18 protein-coding genes are annotated in these 23,132 nt (G+C 38.7%); 7 read left to right on the top strand and 11 right to left on the bottom strand.

The features are described 5' to 3' along the window. Positions 1-86 precede the first annotated feature (86 nt). Positions 87-338 (top strand): hypothetical protein, encoded by a 252-nt coding sequence (locus tag FRZ67_RS00520; RefSeq protein WP_147187657.1) that lies wholly within the window; start codon positions 87-89, stop codon positions 336-338. A gap of 99 nt (positions 339-437) precedes the next feature. Here the strand turns inward: FRZ67_RS00520 and FRZ67_RS00515 are convergent, their stop codons facing one another. Together FRZ67_RS00515 and FRZ67_RS00510 are read right to left on the bottom strand one after the other, a co-directional pair. Beyond that, positions 438-1,166, bottom strand: a complete 729-nt coding sequence (locus FRZ67_RS00515; protein WP_147187656.1) for a head GIN domain-containing protein — start codon at positions 1,164-1,166, stop codon at positions 438-440. A gap of 342 nt (positions 1,167-1,508) precedes the next feature. Further along, positions 1,509-1,988 (bottom strand): YciI family protein, encoded by a 480-nt coding sequence (locus FRZ67_RS00510; protein ID WP_192903891.1) that lies wholly within the window; start codon positions 1,986-1,988, stop codon positions 1,509-1,511. 298 nt (positions 1,989-2,286) lie between these two features. On the opposite strand from FRZ67_RS00510, the gene FRZ67_RS00505 reads away from it, so the two are divergent. Continuing rightward, positions 2,287-4,707, top strand: a complete 2,421-nt coding sequence (locus FRZ67_RS00505; RefSeq protein ID WP_147187655.1) for a sodium-translocating pyrophosphatase — start codon at positions 2,287-2,289, stop codon at positions 4,705-4,707. A gap of 129 nt (positions 4,708-4,836) precedes the next feature. On the opposite strand, the gene radC is transcribed toward FRZ67_RS00505, so the two are convergent. Beyond that, a complete protein-coding gene (gene radC, locus FRZ67_RS00500) occupies positions 4,837-5,526 on the bottom strand; it encodes a RadC family protein (protein ID WP_147187654.1) in 690 nt (229 codons plus the stop codon). A gap of 72 nt (positions 5,527-5,598) precedes the next feature. Between radC and FRZ67_RS00495 the strand changes: the two genes are divergently transcribed. The 5 genes from FRZ67_RS00495 (at position 5,599) to FRZ67_RS00475 (ending at position 10,929) form a co-directional block, all read left to right on the top strand. After that, the gene (locus FRZ67_RS00495; RefSeq protein ID WP_147187653.1) at positions 5,599-6,552 is read left to right on the top strand and encodes a ribose-phosphate pyrophosphokinase; all 954 of its coding nucleotides are present in this window, start codon (positions 5,599-5,601) and stop codon (positions 6,550-6,552) included. A 114-nt stretch (positions 6,553-6,666) separates the two neighbouring features. After that, positions 6,667-7,314, top strand: a complete 648-nt coding sequence (locus FRZ67_RS00490) for a 50S ribosomal protein L25 (RefSeq protein WP_147187652.1) — start codon at positions 6,667-6,669, stop codon at positions 7,312-7,314. Positions 7,315-7,513: 199 nt separating this feature from the next. Continuing rightward, positions 7,514-8,089: an aminoacyl-tRNA hydrolase gene (pth, locus tag FRZ67_RS00485; protein WP_147187651.1), complete on the top strand. Its 576-nt coding sequence runs from the start codon at positions 7,514-7,516 to the stop codon at positions 8,087-8,089. Between the two features lie 115 nt (positions 8,090-8,204). After that, positions 8,205-8,816: a fumarylacetoacetate hydrolase family protein gene (locus FRZ67_RS00480; protein WP_147187650.1), complete on the top strand. Its 612-nt coding sequence runs from the start codon at positions 8,205-8,207 to the stop codon at positions 8,814-8,816. 46 nt (positions 8,817-8,862) lie between these two features. Continuing rightward, positions 8,863-10,929, top strand: coding sequence for an alpha-ketoacid dehydrogenase subunit alpha/beta (locus FRZ67_RS00475; protein ID WP_147187649.1), 2,067 nt, complete (start codon positions 8,863-8,865; stop codon positions 10,927-10,929). Between the two features lie 181 nt (positions 10,930-11,110). Here FRZ67_RS00475 and FRZ67_RS00470 read toward each other — a convergent pair whose 3' ends face one another. From FRZ67_RS00470 to FRZ67_RS00435, 8 genes are all read right to left on the bottom strand, one after another. Beyond that, positions 11,111-11,722, bottom strand: coding sequence for a NanQ anomerase/TabA/YiaL family protein (locus tag FRZ67_RS00470; RefSeq protein ID WP_147187648.1), 612 nt, complete (start codon positions 11,720-11,722; stop codon positions 11,111-11,113). Between the two features lie 24 nt (positions 11,723-11,746). After that, positions 11,747-13,027, bottom strand: coding sequence for an MFS transporter (locus tag FRZ67_RS00465; protein WP_147187647.1), 1,281 nt, complete (start codon positions 13,025-13,027; stop codon positions 11,747-11,749). Between the two features lie 147 nt (positions 13,028-13,174). Next, entirely contained in the window at positions 13,175-14,671 is a 1,497-nt protein-coding gene (locus FRZ67_RS00460; RefSeq protein WP_147187646.1) for a mandelate racemase/muconate lactonizing enzyme family protein, read from the bottom strand. A 455-nt stretch (positions 14,672-15,126) separates the two neighbouring features. Next, entirely contained in the window at positions 15,127-16,050 is a 924-nt protein-coding gene (locus tag FRZ67_RS00455) for an RraA family protein (RefSeq protein WP_225975461.1), read from the bottom strand. Between the two features lie 348 nt (positions 16,051-16,398). Further along, complete coding sequence (locus FRZ67_RS00450; protein ID WP_147187645.1) at positions 16,399-17,145, bottom strand: fatty acid desaturase; 747 nt, start codon at positions 17,143-17,145, stop codon at positions 16,399-16,401. A 497-nt stretch (positions 17,146-17,642) separates the two neighbouring features. Then, positions 17,643-20,693 (bottom strand): efflux RND transporter permease subunit, encoded by a 3,051-nt coding sequence (locus FRZ67_RS00445; protein WP_147187644.1) that lies wholly within the window; start codon positions 20,691-20,693, stop codon positions 17,643-17,645. A 216-nt stretch (positions 20,694-20,909) separates the two neighbouring features. Then, positions 20,910-21,854 carry an efflux RND transporter periplasmic adaptor subunit gene (locus tag FRZ67_RS00440; RefSeq protein ID WP_147187643.1) on the bottom strand — a complete coding sequence of 315 codons (945 nt, stop codon included), beginning with the start codon at positions 21,852-21,854 and terminating at the stop codon, positions 20,910-20,912. Next, positions 21,851-23,089, bottom strand: coding sequence for a TolC family protein (locus tag FRZ67_RS00435; protein ID WP_147187642.1), 1,239 nt, complete (start codon positions 23,087-23,089; stop codon positions 21,851-21,853). The genes FRZ67_RS00440 and FRZ67_RS00435 overlap by 4 nt, the downstream gene beginning before the upstream one ends. Positions 23,090-23,132 lie beyond the last annotated feature (43 nt).

Here is a 23,132-nt window from a genome sequence, read left to right as displayed (position 1 = left end):
TTCCACTATGCAGATTTCAAAAAGTCCCCAAAGTCAAAATGTTAGTCTTGTTTTCGTAATTCACGATAGCATATGTTTGTAGGAAAATGAACGATTATTTTACTTTATCAGTAACTTATAAGAATAAAGAAAAAGAATATCAGGCAACATTACTTCAACAAGGATATTCTTATAAGATAATCGTATTGATTGGTGAACTGGAAGTTTACTTTGAACCTGATGAAGAAAGGAAGTTAAGAGTAGTAACTATGCCGGGTCAGGATGAAAAGTACTTAAATAACCTAGATAAAAACCTACTGTCAGCTATCAGTGAAAAAATTGAAGAGGTTATAAAATAATTGGCTGATGTCATCATTCAAGAGCCACCAGTAAATAACCGGTGGCTCTTATTTCCCTTCTCAGAATGGTTTATATACTAAAAACCGTTGCCCAAAACATTACATTTCCACACCTTCCATTTTATGCGTTTTTGCAGCGCCCTTATTATTTACCTTTCCAAGAAATGATTGTTTGATATTAAGGTCTTTTACAACGTTAACATTGGCATTTCCAACGCCTGTGTTATCAATGTTCATGGTTTGAACAACAAGATCGCCACCATTAAACTCCCCCACGCCTTTATTACTTACATCTGCGTTATTTGCATTACCGCTTAGTGTTATATTGCCCACGCCTTTATTGTTTACGGTTAATATACCAGCACTTAATTTAAGGTCAACATTGCCTACGCTCTTGCTTTCTAAATTAAATGCATCTGCTTTTACGGTTGCTTCGGAGCGTACACTGCCGATAACCGAAAGATCAAGGCTTTTTAGCTTCTTAAAAGTTACATAGACTTTCAGTTTCAAAGATTTTCTGTCATCTTTATTTTTGAAATCAATGTTTTTATCTTTTAGGTTGGGCATGTCAATTTCAAGTGTATTGCCATTATTCTTTACAGAAAAAAGATCCATCAAATTATCGTCGGCTTCTATTTTTACAGTTTCCTTATCGCCTTGTTGCAAAACAAGTTCATAAAGACCTTTGGCATTTATTGCATCAAATGCCTGTACGGATATTTCTTTGCTAATAATGTTGCCGCTCGGTTCTATTTTTATTTTATCCTGTGCAAATACTGTCATGCAACTAATAGACTGTAGCATAAAAGCAAGAGATATTTTTTTCATAATAGATTTTTTATAAAATTAACGAAATATTTCGTAGATAAAATAACATCAAGTTATTTTATTAAACCCATTATTATGGTTGAGCGGTTTGCGACATACTTAAATGGTTGTACTTATTTTTGAGTTCGGCTAAAAAACAAATACATCTTTACTTGCAAACTATTTTTTACCGGACAGTAGTAAAACTATTAGGCTTTGGTTGCGTCGCACGCTTATACTTTTGGTTCTTCATGCAGCGGACACTGTGGTGATTATGATGATCAAGCTACATTTAGTACCCATAGAGGCTTCTTCGAGTATCTCTATAGACACGGAGATTTGAAGACAGGGTTTTTTTTATTTTTAATGACTTTGCTTTTGTACTTTCTCATGATAGGGTAAATATTCAGGCAGCGCTGCAGAACCATACCAAAGAAACATATCTGCGTCGAGTAATTTTGCTTTAATGGCAGGATCTGTATTTATTAATAACCTGGCTTCTTCCAAAGTGTTCACATCTAATATAAAAATGCCACGATAATTTTTTTCATTCTTCTGTAATGGCCCGGCTACCACTAACTTTTTTATGCTTACCAGGCGGCTAATATTTTGCATGTGGCCCTTAAATAAACTGTCTGTTGTTGCTTTATCTGTTGTTTGGTTTGTTCCTGTTTTCAGCATCACTAAAACATACATCTTCATGCCATACTCGTCTGCACCTAATGAATCAGCCAATGCTTTGTCATATACTGATGTATTAGTTTGTGCGTTTGTGTGAAAACCAATAGTAAAACATATTAATGTAGCAGCAATTTTTAAAAAAGTATTTTTTTTAAGTATCATAATTTTATAATTAAGAAAAGGATAATAATGTGGTATTAAATATAAGCACGTAATGCATACATAAATTAATTACAGATGCCCAACGTTATTTAGCACAAGTGAGTGACACAACCAGGTGGCCATGAAATACTGAAGCTTGTACAAATAGTTAATTCAACATTCGTGAAACAAAATATCAATGCCCTTTATAAAAAAATCCACCCCTTTTCCCCAAATGCTGTGGCAGCAATTAGTTTGGTTTGATTTTAATATTAATCCCCTATATTTACGACCATTTTTAAAATACTAACATTTGCTTATGAACAGTTTGTTTTATGCAGTTCCTTTGATGGGTATTATCGGGCTTCTTTACACGTTGATCAAATTTAACTGGGTTTCCAGACAAGACCCGGGTAATGCACGGATGCAAGAGATAAGTGCATATATTGCTGAAGGTGCCATGGCTTTTTTGAAAGCTGAATGGAAGATTCTTTCCTACTTCGTAATTATTGCTGCCATATTATTAGGTGTAATGGCAAACAGCAACCCTGAATCGCATTGGTCTATCGCCATCTCTTTTATAGTGGGTGGTGTGTTCAGCGCAACAGCAGGTTATATAGGTATGCGTGTGGCTACCAAAGCTAATGTGCGTACGGCACAGGCAGCAAGAACAAGCCTGGCGAAAGCACTCAATGTTTCCTTCACTGGTGGCTCAGTAATGGGGCTTGGTGTTGCCGGGCTTGCAGTGCTTGGTCTTGGTAGTATTTTTATTATACTTTACATGAGTTTTGTAGGGGATTATACAAGCGGCTCTCCTGAGTTTAAAGCCGCTATGCTAAAATCAATTGAAGTACTTACGGGCTTTTCGCTGGGCGCTGAATCTATTGCATTGTTTGCACGTGTAGGCGGTGGTATCTATACAAAAGCTGCTGACGTAGGTGCTGACCTTGTGGGGAAAGTGGAAGCAGGTATTCCTGAAGATGATCCGCGCAACCCTGCAACCATTGCAGATAACGTGGGTGATAACGTAGGTGATGTGGCAGGTATGGGCGCTGATTTATTTGGTTCTTATGTAGCAACTGTTTTAGCAACAATGGTGCTTGGCCAGGAAACTGTTTCTGTTGATAATTTTGGTGGACTTGCACCTGTTCTTTTACCAATGCTGATAGCTGCAACAGGAATTATTTTTTCTATCATAGCCACTTTCTTTGTTAAGATCAGTGACAGTGCAGGCATTAGCAATGCTGTTGTTCAAAAAGCATTGAACATGGGGAATTGGGGTTCTATGATTTTGGCGGGTCTTGCAAGTATTGGGCTTGTATATTATATTCTTCCGGAAACAATGGAATTGCGTGGAATAGAATTTACCAAATGGGGTGTGCTTGGTGCTATTGCTGTTGGTTTGGCAGTGGGCACTTTAATGAGTATGATCACGGAGTATTATACAGCTATGGGTAAGCGCCCTGTGCTGAGCATCATACGCCAGAGTGCGACAGGCCATGGCACCAATGTAATTGGTGGTTTGGCTGTTGGTATGGAATCTACTTTCTTACCAATCCTTGTATTGGCAAGTGGTATTTATGGCTCTTACTATTGTGCAGGTTTATATGGGGTGGCTATTGCCGCGGCAGGTATGATGGCAACGACTGCTATGCAATTGGCAATAGATGCATTCGGACCTATTGCAGATAATGCAGGTGGCATTGCAGAAATGAGTGAATTGCCACCAGATGTTCGTGAAAAAACAGACGTTCTTGACGCTGTTGGTAACACAACCGCTGCAACAGGTAAAGGTTTTGCAATTGCTTCTGCCGCATTGACTGCATTAGCTTTGTTTGCAGCATTTGTAGGTGTTGCAGGCATTAAAGGGATTGATATTTATAAAGCTGATGTACTTGCTTCCTTGTTTGTTGGAGGCATGATACCTTTTATATTTTCTTCATTGGCCATACGTGCAGTGGGCCAGGCAGCTATGGCAATGGTGGAAGAAGTACGCAGACAGTTTCGTACTATTCCTGGTATCATGGAAGGTACAGGTAAGCCTGAGTATGATAAATGTGTGGCCATTTCTACAGAAGCTTCTCTTAAGAAAATGATGTTGCCAGGTGGCATTGCTATTGTTGCGCCGTTGATAATTGGTTTCTTATTGGGTCCTGAAGCATTGGGTGGTTTTCTTGCAGGTGCGACTGTTAGCGGGGTATTAATGGGTATGTTCCAAAACAACGCAGGTGGCGCATGGGACAATGCAAAGAAGAGTTTTGAAAAAGGTGTTGAAATAAATGGTGTGATATACAAGAAAAAGAGTGAACCGCACAAAGCCGCTGTAACTGGTGATACAGTAGGTGATCCTTTTAAAGATACATCAGGACCTTCTATGAATATCCTTATCAAACTGATGTCTATTGTTTCATTGGTTATTGCACCAACGCTTGCACAAATGCATTCGACAGATGCTGTTGCGTCAACAACTCAGAAGAAGATCGAGATACGTGTTCAAAATAAAGATGAAGGCAAAGACAATAGTACAATTGATATGACTGTAAATGGAGATGATGAAATGAGTAAGCTCATTGCTCAGCTTAAAGAAGATGGGGTGGCTTCGGGCGACAATATTAATATTCAATTACAGGATGGTAAGTTGATTGTCAATGGAAAGGAGCTTTCTGCTGAAGTAACGGAGAAGTATGAGAAATATCTTCAGGATGGAAAAAATATTGACCTGAAAGTGGAAGTAAAATAGTTTATCACCGTCAACCATAAATTGAGATCCCTGCTGTAAGCGGGGATTTCTATTTTGTGTCGGGCTGTGTTGCTACTATTAAGTTTTTGTTGTGTCACTCACTTGTACGCTTTATTTGCTATTCAGCAATTAAAGCATGCCTTCATCGGCAAAGCTGTAATAGCCTTCCTCACTTACAATAATGTGATCCATTACTTTTATGTCAAGATACCTGGCGGCTTCTTTTATTTTTTGTGTCAGTTCTTCATCCTGCCTGCTGGGTTTAATGCTACCGCTTGGATGGTTATGACAAAGAATAATATTCACAGCATCATGTTCCAACGCTTTCTTTAAAATAATTCGTGGATCAGCCACTGTGCCTGTTATACCTCCTTCACTAATAATTTCATGATGCATTATTTTATTTGCACGGTTAAGAAAAACCACCACAAATACTTCCCGTTTCATGTATTTTAATTTCGCACGCAGAAATTCAGCAATGTCTTTACTGTTTAATACAACATCTTTTTTATTGTCCGCAGCCTCACGTCTTATACCTACCTCCAGTGCTGCAGCAATAGCAACTGCCTTTGCTTCTCCGATGCCCTTTACTTTTAGCTTTACAATTTCTTTTACGCTTAATCTTCCAAGACGATGTAAGTCGTTACCAACAGCCGCAAGCAGTTCTTTTGTTACATCCACAGCGGATTTTTCTCTGGTCCCGTTATTAATAATGATGGCCAGCAGCTCAGCATTACTTAAAGCATCTGTTCCTTTGAGTAACATTTTTTCTCTTGGCCTATCATCTTCAGACCAGTGTTTAATACTTGTCCCCTGCATGTTGAAAATTTATCAAGTATCAAAATACAATTTCATTTCCTAATTTCTATCTTCGCCGCATATCTAAATTATATGGGTCCATCTGTAAAGATATTTTCCGGCAATGGTTCTCATGAACTTGCCGAGAGAATAGCGCAACGTTTTGGTGCATCACTTGGAAAAGTAAATATCCAAAAATTCAGTGACGGTGAATTTCAACCAATCTTTCTGGAAAGCATTCGTGGTGATTATGTTTTCCTCGTCCAAAGCACTTTTGCCCCCACCGATAACCTGATGGAACTGCTATTGATGATCGATGCTGCTAAACGTGCCAGCGCCTACAAAATCATTGCAGTTATACCTTATTATGGTTTTAGCAGACAGGACAGAAAAGATAAACCAAGAGTTGCCATTGGTTCTAAATTAGTTGCTACTTTATTAGAAGCTGCAGGAGCAAACAGGGTGATAACCATGGATTTGCATGCCCCCCAAATACAGGCTTTTTTCGAAATTCCGGTAGACCACTTAGACAGTTCGGCAATTTTCATTCCTTATATTGAGCAACTTAAGCTGGAGAACCTTACCTTTGCCGCCCCTGACGTGGGAAGTACAAACAGAGTAAGGGAAGTTGCAAGTTATTTTAATGCAGATATGGTTATTTGCGACAAGCACAGAAAACGTGCAAATGAAATAGCAAGCATGGTTGTAATTGGTGAGGTGGAAGGCAGGGACATAGTTCTTATAGATGATATTTGCGATACCGGTGGTACACTTGCAAAAGCTGCAGGTTTGCTTAAAGAAAAAGGCGCAAGAAGTGTGAGGGCTTTGTGTACACATCCTATATTAAGTGGCAATGCTTACGAAAATATTGAGAATAGTGTGCTGGAAGAATTGATTGTTTGCGATACCATTCCTTTAAAACAGCAAACTGCAAAAATTAAAGTGATCTCTGTAGCTGATCTTTTTGCAATAGCAATAAGAAATGCTTACGAGAATAAGAGTATTACAAGTTTGTTTATACACTCACAGTTAAGAGGAAAAAAATAAAGCAGCACAAAGCACCGGCTGTACAAGAGTGCGACGCAAGGAACGATAAGGTTAGAACAAAAGTTTGGCTCAAAAAAATTTTAAATAGTTCTTTTAAAATAAAACAAAACAAAAATGAAGACAATTACAATCGAAGGACAACTGAGGACCGAAATTGGCAAAAAAGCAGCCCGCCAGCTTCGCTCTCAGGAAATGGTGCCTGGTGTAATTTACGGGGGCGCTAAAGAAGTGAACTTTTTCGCTTCAGCGAAGGCTTTTAAGTCGTTGGTGTATACCGGTGAATTTCAGTTGGCAGAAGTACAGGTTGATGGAAACAAACATGTTTGCATTCTCAAAGACCTGCAATTTGACAAAGTTTCTGATGCATTAAACCATGTTGACCTGATGGAACTGGTAGAAGACAAAAAAGTTGTAGCCACACTGCCACTTAAGTTTACAGGCGCAGCAATTGGTGTTAAGAATGGTGGTAAGCTGGTTTTAAAAATGAAGGCTATCAAGGTAAAAGCTTTACCTAAAGATCTTAGAGAAACTGTAGAAGTTGATATTACCAATCTTGAGATCAATGGTAACATTCGTGTTGAAGACATCGTTGCAAAGAATATGGAGGTATTAAACTCTCCGCGTATCTCTGTAGCATCAGTTGTTATGACGCGTCAGTTGAAACAGGAAGAAGCAGCAGCTCCGGCTACAAAAGCAGCGGCTCCGGCAACTGCAGCTAAAGCAGCAGCACCTGCGGCTAAAGCACCTGCAGCAAAAAAATAAGACTTAAAATTATGATACATGGCCCTGTACAAATTTTGTACAGGGCTTTTTTATAAATTTATCTATACATGTTTTTTTGAGCCCGGCAGCATAGCTTTGGGCAACATCGTTGCGTCGCACTCTTGTACTGTAATAGCCATGATGATCGCCGCAACAAATAATCATAGCTTACACAAAAGCCTTTTAATCATCAGCAGTTATGTCAAAGTTTCTTATAGTTGGTTTAGGAAATATAGGAATGGAATATGCACACACACGTCACAATATAGGCTTTGATGTTGTTACCGCTTTTGCTCTAAAGCATAATGGTTCATTCGCAACACAGCGGCTGGCTGAAGTAGCAGAAGTAAAATGGAAAGGAAAAATATTTATTTGTATAAAGCCCACTACTTATATGAACCTTAGTGGTAAGGCATTTAAATACTGGCTTGATAAAGAAAAGATACTTTTAGAAAATACATTGACCATTGTTGATGACCTTGCGTTACCATTAAGTAAACTGAGATTAAGACCAGGTGGCAGCAGCGGTGGGCATAATGGATTAACCGATATAGAACTTACCTTAGGAACAGATAAATATCCAAAACTGCGCTTTGGTATTGGTAATAATTATCCACGTGGTATGCAGGCAGAATTTGTTTTGAGCAAATGGTTCCCTGAAGAAATACCCGTTGTATCAAAGAAAGTACAGGCATGTATTGAAACTATTGAAAACTTTTCCACAATGGGGATAGAAAAAACTATGAATGCAATAAATAAAGCAGAATTTATTTAATTAAGTGGGTGGCATTTTTTATCTTGCACTAAGGACATATATACTAAAACGGACATAACTGATTACCTTATGGAAACAAAACTTCCTGTATTACCCTAAAACAGAATCTGAATCTATGAAAATATTTTGCGTCGGTCGCAATTATGTAGAACATGCAAAGGAACTGCATAATGATGTTCCTGATGAACCTGTTATCTTTTTAAAGCCTAAAAGCGCTTTAATACAACCGCATGTGCAATTTTATTATCCCGAATTTACCAACGAACTCCATTACGAAGCCGAATTGGTACTAAGAGTATCTAAGAATGGAAAGTATATTCCTGAATATGCAGCCAGCCGTTATTTCAATGCTATTACCGTTGGTATTGATTTTACTGCACGTGATGTACAACAGGAATTAAAGAAAAAAGGATTACCCTGGGAGAAAGCAAAAGCCTGGGACAATTCTGCGCTTATTGGCGAATGGATGGATCTTACGCCTGAATTATTAAAAAAACCTTTTCAGTTTTCGATGGATCTAAACAGCGAAACAGTACAAAGAGGCTCCAGCTCAGAGATGATATTTTCTTTCGACAGTATTGTGGCAAACATTTCTCAATATTTCTCCCTCAATATAGGTGATCTTATTTTTACCGGCACACCTGCCGGCGTTGGCGAATGTGTGGTTGGCGATGAACTTACCGGATACCTTGAAAAGAAACAGGTATTTTCCCTCACCGTGAAATAAACATCTTTCTAGTCCGTTAATTGAATGCACCGACGGATATTTGCGCATGTTTACTAAAACTAATCTTGCTAAAGCCTGGCGTTTAATGGCCACTGCACGCAGTATGGCGGATATCTATGAAAATAACCGCCAGGTATGTAAGTATGTTCACTCCACTTCCAAAGGTCATGAAGCAATACAAATAGCTACCGGTTTACAACTTCTTTCCTGCGATTATATAAGTCCTTATTACAGGGATGACAGCATTCTGCTCTCTCTTGGTTTTACACCATACGAAATGATGCTGCAATTACTTGCAAAAGCGAGTGATCCTTTTTCTGGTGGCCGCTCTTATTATTGCCATCCTTCAAGCCTTGATGTAAATAAAGCAAAAATTATACACCAGAGCAGCGCCACAGGCATGCAAGCCATACCTACAACAGGTATTGCGCAAGGGTTACAATATTTAGAACAAACCAATTCTCCCTTATTCATAAAAGGAGCGGGTAATGAAATGCCTGTTGTTATTTGTAGTCTTGGCGACAACAGTGTTACCGAAGGAGAAGTAAGTGAATCATTTCAATTTGCTGTATTGAAAGGGTTGCCCATTATTTATCTGGTACAGGATAATAACTGGGGCATCAGCGTTACAGCAGATGAGGCCCGTGCCATGAATGCCTTTGAATATGCTGATGGCTTTCCGGGTATGCACAGAATGCAGGTAGATGGTTCTGATTTTATAGCGGCTTACGAAACGATGCGCATGGCTATTGCTTTCGTAAGAAATATACGCAGGCCAGTTTTGGTACACGCAACAGTTCCTTTACTGGGTCATCATACCAGTGGTGTGCGTAAAGAATTTTACAGAAGTACGGAAGACCTTGAGGAGCATGCACAACGAGACCCTTACCCAAAAATGCGCAGTATCCTTTTTAGTAATGGCTTCACAGAACTGGAAATAAACAGTATTGAAGACGAAGCAAAAGCCACGGTACAGCAGGCTTTTGAAGAGGCAATGCAGGCTGCGGACCCTCTGCCTTCAACAGTTGCTGACCATGTATTTGCTCCTACTCCAATAATTAAAGAACAGGGAATAAGAACACCGACCAATGGCGAAAAAATTATTATGGTAGATGCTGCATTACATGCCATAGAAGAATTAATGCAGGAGCATGATGAATGCATACTTTATGGGCAGGATGTAGGACGCCGCCTTGGTGGTGTGTTTCGTGAAGCTGCAACGCTTGCAGAAAAATTTGGCGATCATCGTGTATTCAATACGGCTATACAGGAAGCATACATTGTTGGTTCAACAGTGGGCATGTCTGCCGTTGGTTTAAAGCCAATTGTTGAAGTACAGTTTGCAGATTATATTTATCCCGGGTTTAATCAACTGGTTACAGAAATATCCAAGTCATGCTATTTGTCCAATGGCAAGTTTCCGGTGAGTATGATATTGCGTGTACCCATCGGTGCATATGGTGGTGGTGGGCCTTATCACAGTGGTAGTATTGAAACAACTTTGCTTAGCATCAAAGGCATTAAAGTTTGTTATCCTTCCAATGCTGCAGATATAAAGGGTTTGATGAAAGCTGCTTACTACGATCCCAATCCTGTTGTAATGCTGGAACACAAAGGTCTTTACTGGAGCAAAGTGCCTGGCACTGATGAAGCAAAAACCATTGAACCTTCCAAAGATTATATATTACCACTTGGTAAAGCAAATATTATTTTACCAGCTTCGATACAAAAATTACAAAGAGGCGAAACTGTTTGCATCATCACTTACGGTATGGGCGTGTATTGGGCAAAGAGTGCTGCTGCTGCATTTCCGGGGCAGGTAGAGATTCTTGACCTGCGCACTTTATTCCCACTTGATGAAGAACTGATCTTTGAAACCGTGAACAAACATGGCAAGTGCCTTGTGCTTAGTGAAGAACAACAAAACAATTCCTTCGCAGAATCGCTTGCACACCGTATTACTTATAATTGTTTTATGCAGCTCGATGCACCCGTTGAAGTAATGGGTGCAATGAACTTACCTGCTGTTCCTATCAATCTTGCACTCGAAGCAGCCATGCTTCCTACGCCTGAAAAAGTTATTCAGCGTATACAAACTTTACTTGCGTTTTAAAACAGATTTTGTGACCTCAACTACAATACATGCATTAAGCATCGTTGCGTCGCACTCTTGTACTGTTGATATTTAATGCAGCTAAAATAAATCTTTCTACATGTCGCCATAAAACAGAACGTACAAGTGAGTGACACAACAACCGATGCCATAGAAAACTTTAGCTCGTCCCCAAAAAAATTTATTCTGCATACCTGATCTTTATAACAATTTTTTTATCAGGCTTGTTGCCACCGGTTGTAATGTTTGGCCTGTGTGCATCTAAAGGAAAGAAAAGAAAAAAAGTGCCGGGCACAGCAGTATAAAAATTACCATCACCTGAGTAATTCATTAAGTCTTTTGTTACATCATAAGGCATGGTAACAGTAAGCTTTGTAATATCAGCAACGCCTATCTTCTCCTCTCCTGCTATTACCAAATGCAGGTCAATATAATTGCGATGAGATTCCCACTTTGCGCTATCAACAACTTTCGTTGGATTCTCTGTTATAATAGCATAAACATTATCACCATCGATTGCATACCTGCCCGCTGCCATGGTTGCAAGATCATGTTCTTTTAAAAATGCAAATGCTTTATCCCAATAATTTTTATTAAGCTGGTATTGTCTGGCGAACACAGTTTTGTTTATTGATGCATGTGGCTGCAATGGTAAGCCAGCTAACCATTCCCTTTTTTGAAACCAGTCATTTACCTGTTTCTTTGTTAGTGCTGTGGGAGTTATTTGTGCTGCTGCATGTAAGCTTGCTACTGAAAGCAACAGCATTATAAAATAAACTGATATTTTTTTCATTTTGTTATTTTTAAAGCTCAATTATTATGCAACTGCTTTTGATAATGTTTCTTTAGGAATCCGATCACTGTCTTTTACAGCAACTAAAGTTATGATTGCCGAAAGTAACAATGAACCCGACATAAAAATATAAGAAGCTCCAAAACCACCTGTTGAGCCATTTAAATAACCTACCAGATAAGAACCTGCGAAAGATCCCAACGCACCAAAACTATTGATCAATGCAATGGCACCAGCTGTAACATTTGCAGGCAATATTTCTGTAATGATCGCAAAGAACGGACCGTATGGCGCATACATAGCTGTGCCTGCAATGATAAGCAACGCAAACGATAACCAGAAGTTACTGGTACCTGTGAGATACGAACCATAAAATGCTATGGATGCAATTAAAAGAAAGGGCCACACGAAAGCTTTTCTGTTCAGTGTTTTGTCAGAGAAGTAAGATGCAGTAAGCATGCCTATCACCGCAAATGCATAAGGTAAAGAAGACAACCAGCCTGTTTTGATAATGCTCATTTCTGGTGCAGCCTTAATAATGGAAGGAAGCCATATTACAAAACCATATACTCCAATGCTCCACAATGCATATTGCAGGGATAATAATATCACCACTTTTGATTTGAATGCTGCAGCATAATTTTTCACAGGTTTTATTCCCTGTTGCTCTTTTTGTAAAGCCGTTTCCACAGATTGCTTTTCTTCCTGCGTTAACCATTTTGCATTTGACGGTTTATCGTTCACCAAACGCCACCAGAAAAATGCCCAGATAATTGCAGGCAACCCTTCCCAGATAAACATCCAGCGCCAGCCCACTGCATCAATCAAATAACCGGATAAAATAGACATCCATAAAATGGTAACAGGATTACCAAGAATTAAAAATGTATTGGCTCTTGAACGTTCTTGTTTAGTGAACCACCTGCTCAATAAAATAATCATTGAAGGCATTACGGCACTTTCCACAACGCCCAACATAAAACGAATAATGATCAGTAGTGTAATGTTACTTACCAAACCCGTTGCCATGGCAAGTGCGCCCCATAATATCAGCGACCAGAAGATGAGTTTCTTTGCACTTTTATTTGCAGCATAATGTGCTCCCGGAATTTGAAAAAAGAAATATCCAAGAAAAAAAAGTGACCCTAATAAAGAAGAAGTAGCTGAAGTAATATTAAGATCCTTTGCCATTTCACCCGCGGCCGCAAAACCAAAATTTGCACGGTCAAGATAAGCAAGGCTATACGTTATAAAAGCAATAGGAATAAGCCTGTACCAACGTTTCGGAGCGATCTTCATGTTCATTACTGATGCTTTGTATTTAGAACAATGATTCGATTAATAATTTTATTTTGTGCGCCAACTGTATTGCTACTCTCGTCTTCGTTGTGTCACTCACTTGTGCGCTCTTTTCAAATTTCAACAAATACATTCAGTACATCTTACCTGCTATTAACTAAATGTTCTGTCATGCGAACGTTTATCATTCCATTGTGGTGTTGGTTCAAAATATGTTTTATCTGAAGGATGTAAATGTTGTTTCACCACTTCATCATTTAACTCAACACCCAAGCCCGGAGCAGATAACGGAAGATTCGCAAACCCTTTTGTAATTAAGTTTCTTCCATCTGTTGTCTTTACTAAACTCTCCCACCACGGCAGATCAATAGAGTGATGTTCAAGCGCAAGAAAGTTTTGTGTGGCTGCAGCACAATGCACACAAGACATAAATGAAATGGGCGTACCAGCCTGGTGCATGGCCATTGCTACGCCATGTTCTTCTGCATAATCGCCAATCCTTTTTGTTTCCAGTAAACCACCGGATGTTGCAAGATCAGGATGAATAATATCCACCGCATGTGCATCAATCAATGGTTTGAAACTTTTCAACAAATAAATGTCTTCTCCTGTTAAACATGGTGTTTCCAATGCATCAGAAAGCATTTTCCATTGATCAGTATATTCCCATGATATAACATCTTCCAGCCATGCAAGCCTGTATTGTTCCAGCTTCTTACCAAGACGTATTCCATTGTTCACATCAAAATGCCCATAGTGATCTGTTGAAAGCGGGATATCATAACCCAGCATACCTCTTACATTGTCTACCAGTTTGGCAAGCTCATCCAAACCCTTATCTGTTATTTGTATTTGTGTAAAAGGATGTGCTGTATTTCCATAAGACATGGGATTACTCAGGTCACCCCATTGCTGCAAATCACCTTTATCATTCTGCCAGAATTTATCATTTACCAATGTTCCCGGTTTGCCTTTTAATTCACCAATGCTAAGATCCATTTTCAACCATGTATATCCCTGGTCGTTGATGCGGTAATTCATTAATTTCTTTTGTTCTTCCGGAGAGCCTGCTTCCGGTGTATCTGCGTATAATCTTATTTTATCACGGTATCTTCCGCCAAGCAATTGCCATGCAGGAACGTTATATGCTTTGCCTACTATGTCCCATAATGCCATCTCCACTGCACATACACCACCACCCTGCCGGCTTTGTCCGCCAAACTGTTTTAGTGATTTGAATAGCTGTTCTACGTTACAAGGATTTTGCCCAAGTATCCTGCTTTTTAGCATTAGCGCATAACGTTCATCCGCACCATCCCTCACTTCTCCCAAACCATAAATGCCCTGGTTGGTATCTATGCGTATAATAGCAGTACGACCCAACACCGTAGTTACGCAATAACGCATATCGGTGATCTTTAAATCAGATGGCGATGAGAACCGTTTTACATTCTGTGTGCTTTGTGCAACCAATTCTTCAATTGGTGAAAACATAAAAGCACCACCGAGTGCAATGCCACCTAATGCTGATCTTTTTAAAAAAGAACGTCTTGGATTTTCTTCTGCAACAGTTTTGTTTTCTGTAGTTGTTTCATTTATATCATGGCCTTTAAGACCAAGTTTTTGTATATATTTTTCTGAGGGTGTCATATTGGTTTTGATGTTTTATATAATTAAGAAGAAATGTATTATTTAAAAAATTAAGTATTTAAAGCGCAAAACCTTTCCAGTATTGACTAAGCTGTTATTTACTTTTTTGTCTTGACACAAAAAAGTAACAAAAAAAGTCAAGGCTCCAGAAAAATGACTAAAAAAGATTTCATTTCGCTACAACGAAAGAGTCTAAAGCCGGGCTTTTGTTCGTTGATTAAACGAAGCTGTGTGAAATAATTTTTGCAAAGCCCTGCAGCTTTCGTTGTTTAACGCTTCATTCAATCTTTTTCTAAACGTCATTTTTCTGATGCCGCACCAAGATTGATATTTGCGAATATTCTAGTTATTTAAATCTTACACAATGCTGAAATTTATTCTGTAGTACAAGTGAGTGACACAACGAAGATGATAGTAGTAATACAGTTAAGTACATAAAAAATAAAATCTATTCACTACCATGTTCTGTCTTTCATGTATGCATCTAATTCCTGTCTTGTCATGGGAAGATCTTTTTGTATATCCAGCCATTGCAGGAAATCTTTTTTTATTTCATCGGTCCATTGCTGGTCTATCTGACCAGGCGTGTATTTACCTTCACGCAAACGCTGGTGACCAAACGCATCTCTTAGCTGCACAAATTCTGAATTCAATACAAGGTCTTCAAGAAACTGCGCAGGAATAAATACAATGCCACCTTTCTTTGCCAGCACAACATCGCCGGGCAATACAGTTGCTCTTCCAATGCGAATGGGAACATTGATACCCGCAAGCATCATTTGTTGTATGTATGAAGGATCGTAACCTTTTACCCAACCATTAAATCCATTGATCTCTTCAAGGCCCTCTATATCTCTTACAGAACCATAGAACACAACACCTGTATGCGACTTTGCATAAATAGCATTGCCAAGATTATCGCCTATAAGTGTTCCGTCAACGATCTTTCCATAACTATCGGCAACATATACATCACCATTTTGCAATACATCAATGGGCCACGAGTTGGTGCCGCCAATACGTCCTTCCGTTTTGCCTTTATCTTTTATAAGTTTATCATAGTCTGGTCGCAGCGGCATGTACTGCGCAGTCACCACACGGCCTACCATTACAGAATCAGGACGAATAATTGTCCAGTCGCCTTCAAACTGATTTTGATATCCTTTGTTGCGCAGGTAGCCCCATGCTTCTTCCAGCGACACATTTTTTAAACGTGCTAAAAAGCGATCTGAAGTCTTAGGTCTTCCATCTGCAAAGCGTTCGCCCTTCCATTCTGCGGTTAATGTTTTAATTTGTTCGGGTGTTGGCGTTATTTGCTGGGCAGATAAATTGAACGTAACACAAATAAGTGCAATAATGCAAATTGGTCTCATCATCATATGGCATTAATTAAGTGAATGTTTTTTTAAGCTAATAAAGTAAAGAATTTTAAAACATCTTTTCTGATGTTTTTTATTCCGGTTCAGGTATAAAACAAACATTATAACGATATGCCGTATAAATTACAGAGCTATTCTGATCTTAACTGTTGTGCTGCTATTAAGCATCGTTGTGTCACTCACTTGTACATTCTGTGCATTGCCCAACATAGAACAAAGCGTTGAAGTGTGCGACGCAACAGCGTTTCTGCCGGGGTTCAAATGCCGGTAACAAAAAAGGCTACTATATTTTTTAAACATAGTAGCCTGTTATTCTTATTGAGTCAAGAACGTTGCTCAATCTGCAGATCATACACTAACAGCCAGTGGCTTTAGTTTAATGATCTTTACTGCATGCAATACACGCATGATAGAATAGGTAAGATCAAACTCAAACCACTTACGTGCAAAGTTTGCATTGTTCTTTGCATGGTGATGATTATTTTGAAACAATTCACCCATCATTACAATACCGAAGGGAGAACTATTTTTTGAATGATCGCCATTATCGTAATTGCGGTAACCATATTTATGCCCGCACCAGTTTACAAGGGCACCTTGTATCGGGCCCATTAAAAAATGTATGGGCAGCAAAAGAAACCACCACGCATTAGGTGCAAACAATATGTATATCGTTACATAAGCTGCACCAAACAAAACCCTTATCACGGCTTTGTTTCCAAAGTTATCCAGCCGGTTCCACGCAGGTAAATATTCTTTGGTAAACTGTGCTTCAGGCAGATCCTTGCCTGTTACAAAACCACGGAAAATACGCGCCGTATGCAGCGTCATATGAATGACGTCTTTAAAAAAATGTGGGGAATGCGGATCTTTTTCCGTGTCGCTGTAAGTGTGGTGCATCCTGTGCATCACAGCATACGCCCTTGGAACAAGATAAGATGAACCCTGTGCAATCCATGTACATAGATAGATGGTTCTTTCCCATCCTCTGCTTACCGTATACATTTGATGGGATGCATAACGATGTAAAAAGAAGGAATGAAAAAATAAGGAGAAGAACCAATGGCACAGAAAAAAAACGATAATGACTAACATGTAAATACTTTTGAGAAGAGATTTTTAACCCAAATAATTTTTTCGAACGCAACAAATGACTTTGAATAAAAAGTAGCAATGGCTTTAAAAGGATGGAAGCATATGGCTTTTAGCGGAAAGAAATTTGTAAGTTGTAAATATCAGCTTTAATTATCGTATGACAGCTATTATCACTGTTAATGTTACTTATTGATATATGTAAGCACATGACACTACGTAAGCAATTTTTTTACATGCAAGATAGTTGGTAACTGTAACTCTCGTTTCATAAGAAATTCTATGCCCGATGAGTTGCAGAAATATATTTCGTACGGTTATGAACAATATTGTACCCAGTTTAAATTAAAAATAGTCATAACTCCAACTGAAAAATAAAACCAATCTTCCGTTGTGTCGAACGCCTGCACTTTCATATCATCGCCCATTTAATATCCAATTGCACAAGTGTGCGACGCAACGAAAGCTTAACTTCTATCCTATTGCCTGGCTCAAAAAAATTATCCATGCTTTAATAATGATGCATGATTCTTTTTAAATACCAGTCGTATTAAAGTTGGTAATACAATTAAAAGCAAAGGCATTGCAACAATAAAACCACCAATAACTGCAATGGCCAAAGGCTGATGCAATTGTGCGCCAGTGCCTATGCCAAGCGCAATAGGCATTAACGCAATGATAGCGCCAAGTGCCGTCATTAATTTGGGGCGCAGTCTTGTTGAAATGGAATAGATAATTGCCTGGTCAATATCGTTTGATTCTTTCAATGATTCTTTGAATTGCAAAAAAGTGAAAATGGCATTTTCGCCTATGATACCAACGATCATGATTAATCCTGTATAACTTCCAACGTTTAATGCGGTGTTAGTAAAGTAAAGTCCCATATAGCTTCCTGCAATTCCAAGTATAGCAATAAGCAGTATGATAAACGCAATGCGAAAATCTTTAAACAAAAACAATATTACTGTAAAAACAAGGAGGCTCGCACTGATGAGAATGATGAGCAACTCTTTAAATGATTGCTGCTGGTTTGCATAATCGCCGCCATATACAATTGCATAACCTTGTGGTAAAGAAATTTTTGATGATACCTGTTGCTGGATATCTTTTATAGCGCTGCCCAAATCACGGTTATCTAACCTCGCGGTTACAATACCCATTGATTGTAAATTTTCTCTTTGTATTTCTGCATCACCGGAATTAACATGGATACCTGCTAATGAATTGATCGGCTTTAATTGCCCGCCCGGAAGAAATACCTGCAGTTGATTAAGGCCATCAACACTTAGCGTTCTGTTACCGGGATACACCATGCGTACATTGCTTAGTTGCTCCTTATCATATACTGAACCAATAATGTTTCCTTCCAGTGCAGTTTGCAACTGGTATTGCAGGTCTGACGGTGTAATTCCATACTGCGCAAGATTAGCACTGTTGGGCGCAACACTTACAGATGGACCGGCGATAACAATTCCATCAAACACATCTGCAGTACCCCGTACATTTGAAACGATATCAGCAACCTGCTGTGAAAGTTGTTGTAATTTTTTTTGATCGCTGCCGAAAATTTTCACTTCGACTGGTTGCACAGAAGACATGAGATCGCCAAGCATATCACCAATCACCTGGCCGAAATCCGCCCGTAATGCGGGTTGTGAGCTTTCAACCTTTTGGCGTATCTCATCAATTACTTCATCCGTTGTTTTTGCACGGTCTTTTTTTAGCTGTATCAGGTAATCGCCTGTGTTTGGTTCTGTAATAAAAAAACCCATTTGCGTTCCTGTTCTTCTTGAATAGGTTTCCACTTCAGGAACCTGCATAATTAATTTTTCCACTTCGCGTAAGATCCTGTCGGTTTCCTGCAGTGATGTACCGGGCGGTGTAGCATAATCAAACACAATGCTGCCTTCATCCATCTCAGGTAAAAATCCTATTTGCAGTTTTGGTAGTATAAAGTAAATAGAAAATGCGAGTGTAATGATGATGGCAAAACTTATATAAGGTCGTTTAATAAAAAATGCTATCCATGGTTGTTGTTTTACGCCGTGCGCTGTTTTCTTTTTTGTAACTGAATTTGCTGTAACATCTTTTGTAAAAAGCATATAGATAACAGGCAGTATAACCCATGTAACAAAAAAAGAACAAACCAATGTGATGATCATAGAATCAGTCATCACTTTAAAATAAGCGCCTGCAACACCCGTCATTAAAAAGAATGGAACAAATATTACAATGGTGCTTAATGAAGAACCTATCATCGCAGGAAGTAAATAATTAATGGCTTTATGCACCAGTGATGTAGTAGGCTCATCAGGGAATTCTTCATGTGTGCGGTGAATTTGTTCCACTACTACAATGGCATCATCAATGATCAATCCTATGGCTGCGGCAATAGCACCCAGCGTCATAATATTGAATGTTTGTCCAATGGCATACAACCAAATAAGCGTAAGCAATAAAGTGATTGGGATTGTAACAAGAATTACACTGCTTGCTTTGAATGAACGCAGGAAAACAATGGCAACAAGTATTGCCAACACAAGCCCGATCCACAAACTGTCGGTTACACTTTTAATAGAATCTTTTACAAAATCGGCCTGCACATAATATGGTTCAATAGATACATCTTTAGGTAATATTCTTTTAAGATCAGCAAGTTTTGTAGCCATTTTATCAGAAAGATCAACAAGGTTTGCATTGGGTTGTTTTATTACACCAAGCAAAACGCTTTCATGACCATTGGAATTGATCTTTACATATTCTTTGGCTTCCTGTATCTGCACATCAGCAATGTCCTTCAACAATACAATGCGTTTGTTGTTACTGATAACAATATTTTCCAACTCGTCTTTTGAACTAACAGATGCATCAGTAACTGTCAGGTACATTTGCCGGTAATCACTTAAGTAACCATTCGATCTTATAAAGTTGGTATTACTAAGCGCAGTGTTGATCATATCAGGCGTAATACTTAGTGAAGTCATCTTTTGTATGTCCAACTGCAACCAGTATTCTTTTGTTTTTCCACCAACCACCATTATCTGCGATACACCTTCTACCTGTGAAAGAAAAGGCTTTACTGTATAATCGGCTAGCAGCTTAAGATCAATGGCAGAGCGGGTTTTACTTTCAAGTGAATAACCAATTACCTGCAGTATGGAAGGGTTCATACGCTCCACCGTAATATCAATTCCCGGCGGCAATGTGTTGCGTATTTCATTAATAAGCGCTTCAATTCGTTGCTGACTTATATCAATGTTTGCATCCCAATTAAGATATGCAGATATTTCGCAACTGCCGCGACTTGTAGTACTACGTATAGTTTGCAACTGCGGCACTTTTTTTATAGCATTCTCCAATGGCCGTGTTACTGTGATCATCATTTTATTTACCGGCTGTTGCCCCGCATCTGCAATAATTTTTATTTTAGGAAATGTGATCTCAGGAAAAAGCGAGGTTTGCATCTGGCTGTATGCAAACATGCCGCCAAGTATAATAATGACAATGATGACAGTAACAGGATTCTTATGTGTATGAAAAAACTGGCGCATGAATAATTTTTATTGTATGCTGTATCTTTTTTATGTACCCAACAATTCTATTTTATGGCATCGCCTGTTGCGTCGCACTCTTGTGCTGAGAATAGCTATGAGCCTTTGAAAGCCCGAAGCCCGTGGCTCGCTGCTCAAGGCTTTATTTTACAAGTGTGCGACGCAACAACAGTATCATTTGAGAACAAAAGCTTGATTCATAAAATTTTCTTATTGCTATTTTTCAATGATTACTCTCGCAGTATCTGACAAACCGTAATTACCTGTAAGTAAAATTTTATCCTCCGCAAATAAAGGTGGGGAAAGGATCTGCACGTGATCTCCATTCTCAATACCTTTTTGCACCGGCACTTTTACAGCAACAGAATCATTGATCAGTTTCATTATCCAGAATTCACTTTGCACTTCATCTGTAAGCACACACGCCTTTGGCAACGACGCCGTATTAATTACCGATTTTTTTACAAGGTTTACTTTCGCAATAAGGTTTTCAGGAATGTTTGCTGCAGTGTTTACTTTAATTACATAACCTTGCGTTTGTGATGCTGCATCAACAGTGGGCATTGCTGCACTTACGTATCCATCAAGCACAGCGCTATCGGGCAAATGCAATTGTATGTTTTTATTGGCTGCTAAATATGGCTTCAACTCGTAAGGCACATTGAGTAAAAAGACAAAACTCTTTGTATCGGTAATCACTGCAAGTTGTTCGCCATCCTGTACATAATCACCAGCCTGGTAAGTAAGTTGTGTAATGTAACCGCTGCCAGGTGCTTTTATATGCACTACACCTTCGAAGTGTAATGAGCTATCAATGCTGTTTACAATATTACCAAGGCTCTCTGCTTCTTTTGTTTTAATAATAAAAAGCTCCTGTCCCTTGCTTACATATTTACCAACCTGTGCATTCACCGTTTTCAGGTAGCCGTTTACATTTGACTTTACAAAAGTCTTGAGCAGAAAAGCAGAAGTTGCGTTTAGTTCAATAGTTTCCTGCATATTGCCAATTACAGGACTGGTAATGGTTACAGGCGTTTGAATATCTTCCGCAGCTACATCTGTCTCTTCTTCTGAAGAAGATGGTGCTTCTTTGCAAGACTGCAAAAGGCATGTAAAAATTGCATAAAAAATAATTTTTATGACAGCTTCATATTTTTTCATTTTCTGTTCCAATAGTTTAGTTGGTTAATGATCTGCAGTTTATTTACGGTGCTTTGGGTAATAATATTTTTTGCATTGAGGTAATTACTGATGGCTACTAAATAATCAACGATCCTTGCATCACCCGTTGCCAACAGTTTGCGGTTGGCTTCCATTAGCCCTTCTGAAAATTTTATTTGTGTGTTGGCATTATCAATTAATTGTTGCGTTGATTGTAATTGCTGCTGTAATTGTGCTATTTGCTGATTGTATTGCGTTGTAAAATAATCACGATAATGCTGCCTTGTTTGCTCTGCAATATTAATTTTATCATGTTGCATCTTCTTTTGCTTGCCATCATAAATAGGCACATTTAAACTAACACCGGCACTTATACCAAAGTTTTTATATGGTGTTACAGCAAGAGAAGAAAGATAACCGCCATCTGTGTAAAGATTAAGTTTTGGCTTGTAATTATAATCAATCAGGGCATCCTGGTTTTTCAATTTCAGACTGTCTGTTTGATACTGTTGATAAAAAATAGTTTGTTCAATTTCTGTGAGCATGGTTGGTTCTAATGCAGGCGCAGCGATAACTACAAAAGATGTGTCCTGCAAACCACAGATATAATTAAGTGTTGCAAATTCATTCTGGTATTGTTGTTTAATTTGAGTGATCTGTAACTCCTGCTGTTGCACCGTTACAAGAAAAGTAAGATAATCTGTCTGCCTGTACACGGCTTTTTCCGTGAGCACTTTAAGTATTGTTTCTTCCTTTTTCAGCAGGTCGTACAATTCTTTATTAAAACTGTATTGCTGCCATAGCCCATACACTGTTATATATTGGGATGTGATGGCTTTCTTAAAATCCTGCTCAGTTATTTTTCCTGAAATATTAAGCGCTTTATTTTGAAGGCTGATGGATTCAAATTGTGTGTTAACGTTTGCTTTACTAAGAATTGTTTTGGTAACAGTTATTAAAGCACTGATGTTGGCGCTATTTGTTATGGCATTATCATAACCCCAGCCACCGATTACCGGTGCATAAGAATTGTTACTGACACCATTCACCTGTGGTTTAAGAGAAGCAAGTATTCGAAGGCTGTCAACCTGGTTACTCTGTTGCTGGTTATTGTAATCTTTTAACAGTGGGCTGTTTTGTATACCTGCAGAAATATAATAGTCAAGATTCTTTTCCTGGGCAACTACAGGCACAGAAAAGGCAACTAAAAAAAATAATAGCAGAGATTTAAGCATCAGCTTTTATAAACAAAATAAAAACTGAATTTTGAAGAAAATT

Origin of the sequence: Panacibacter ginsenosidivorans, assembly GCF_007971225.1 — a bacterium.
GTDB classification, from domain to species: domain Bacteria; phylum Bacteroidota; class Bacteroidia; order Chitinophagales; family Chitinophagaceae; genus Panacibacter; species Panacibacter ginsenosidivorans.
Note: the sequence above shows the minus strand (reverse complement) of the source record. Positions and strands in the feature narration are given on the sequence as shown.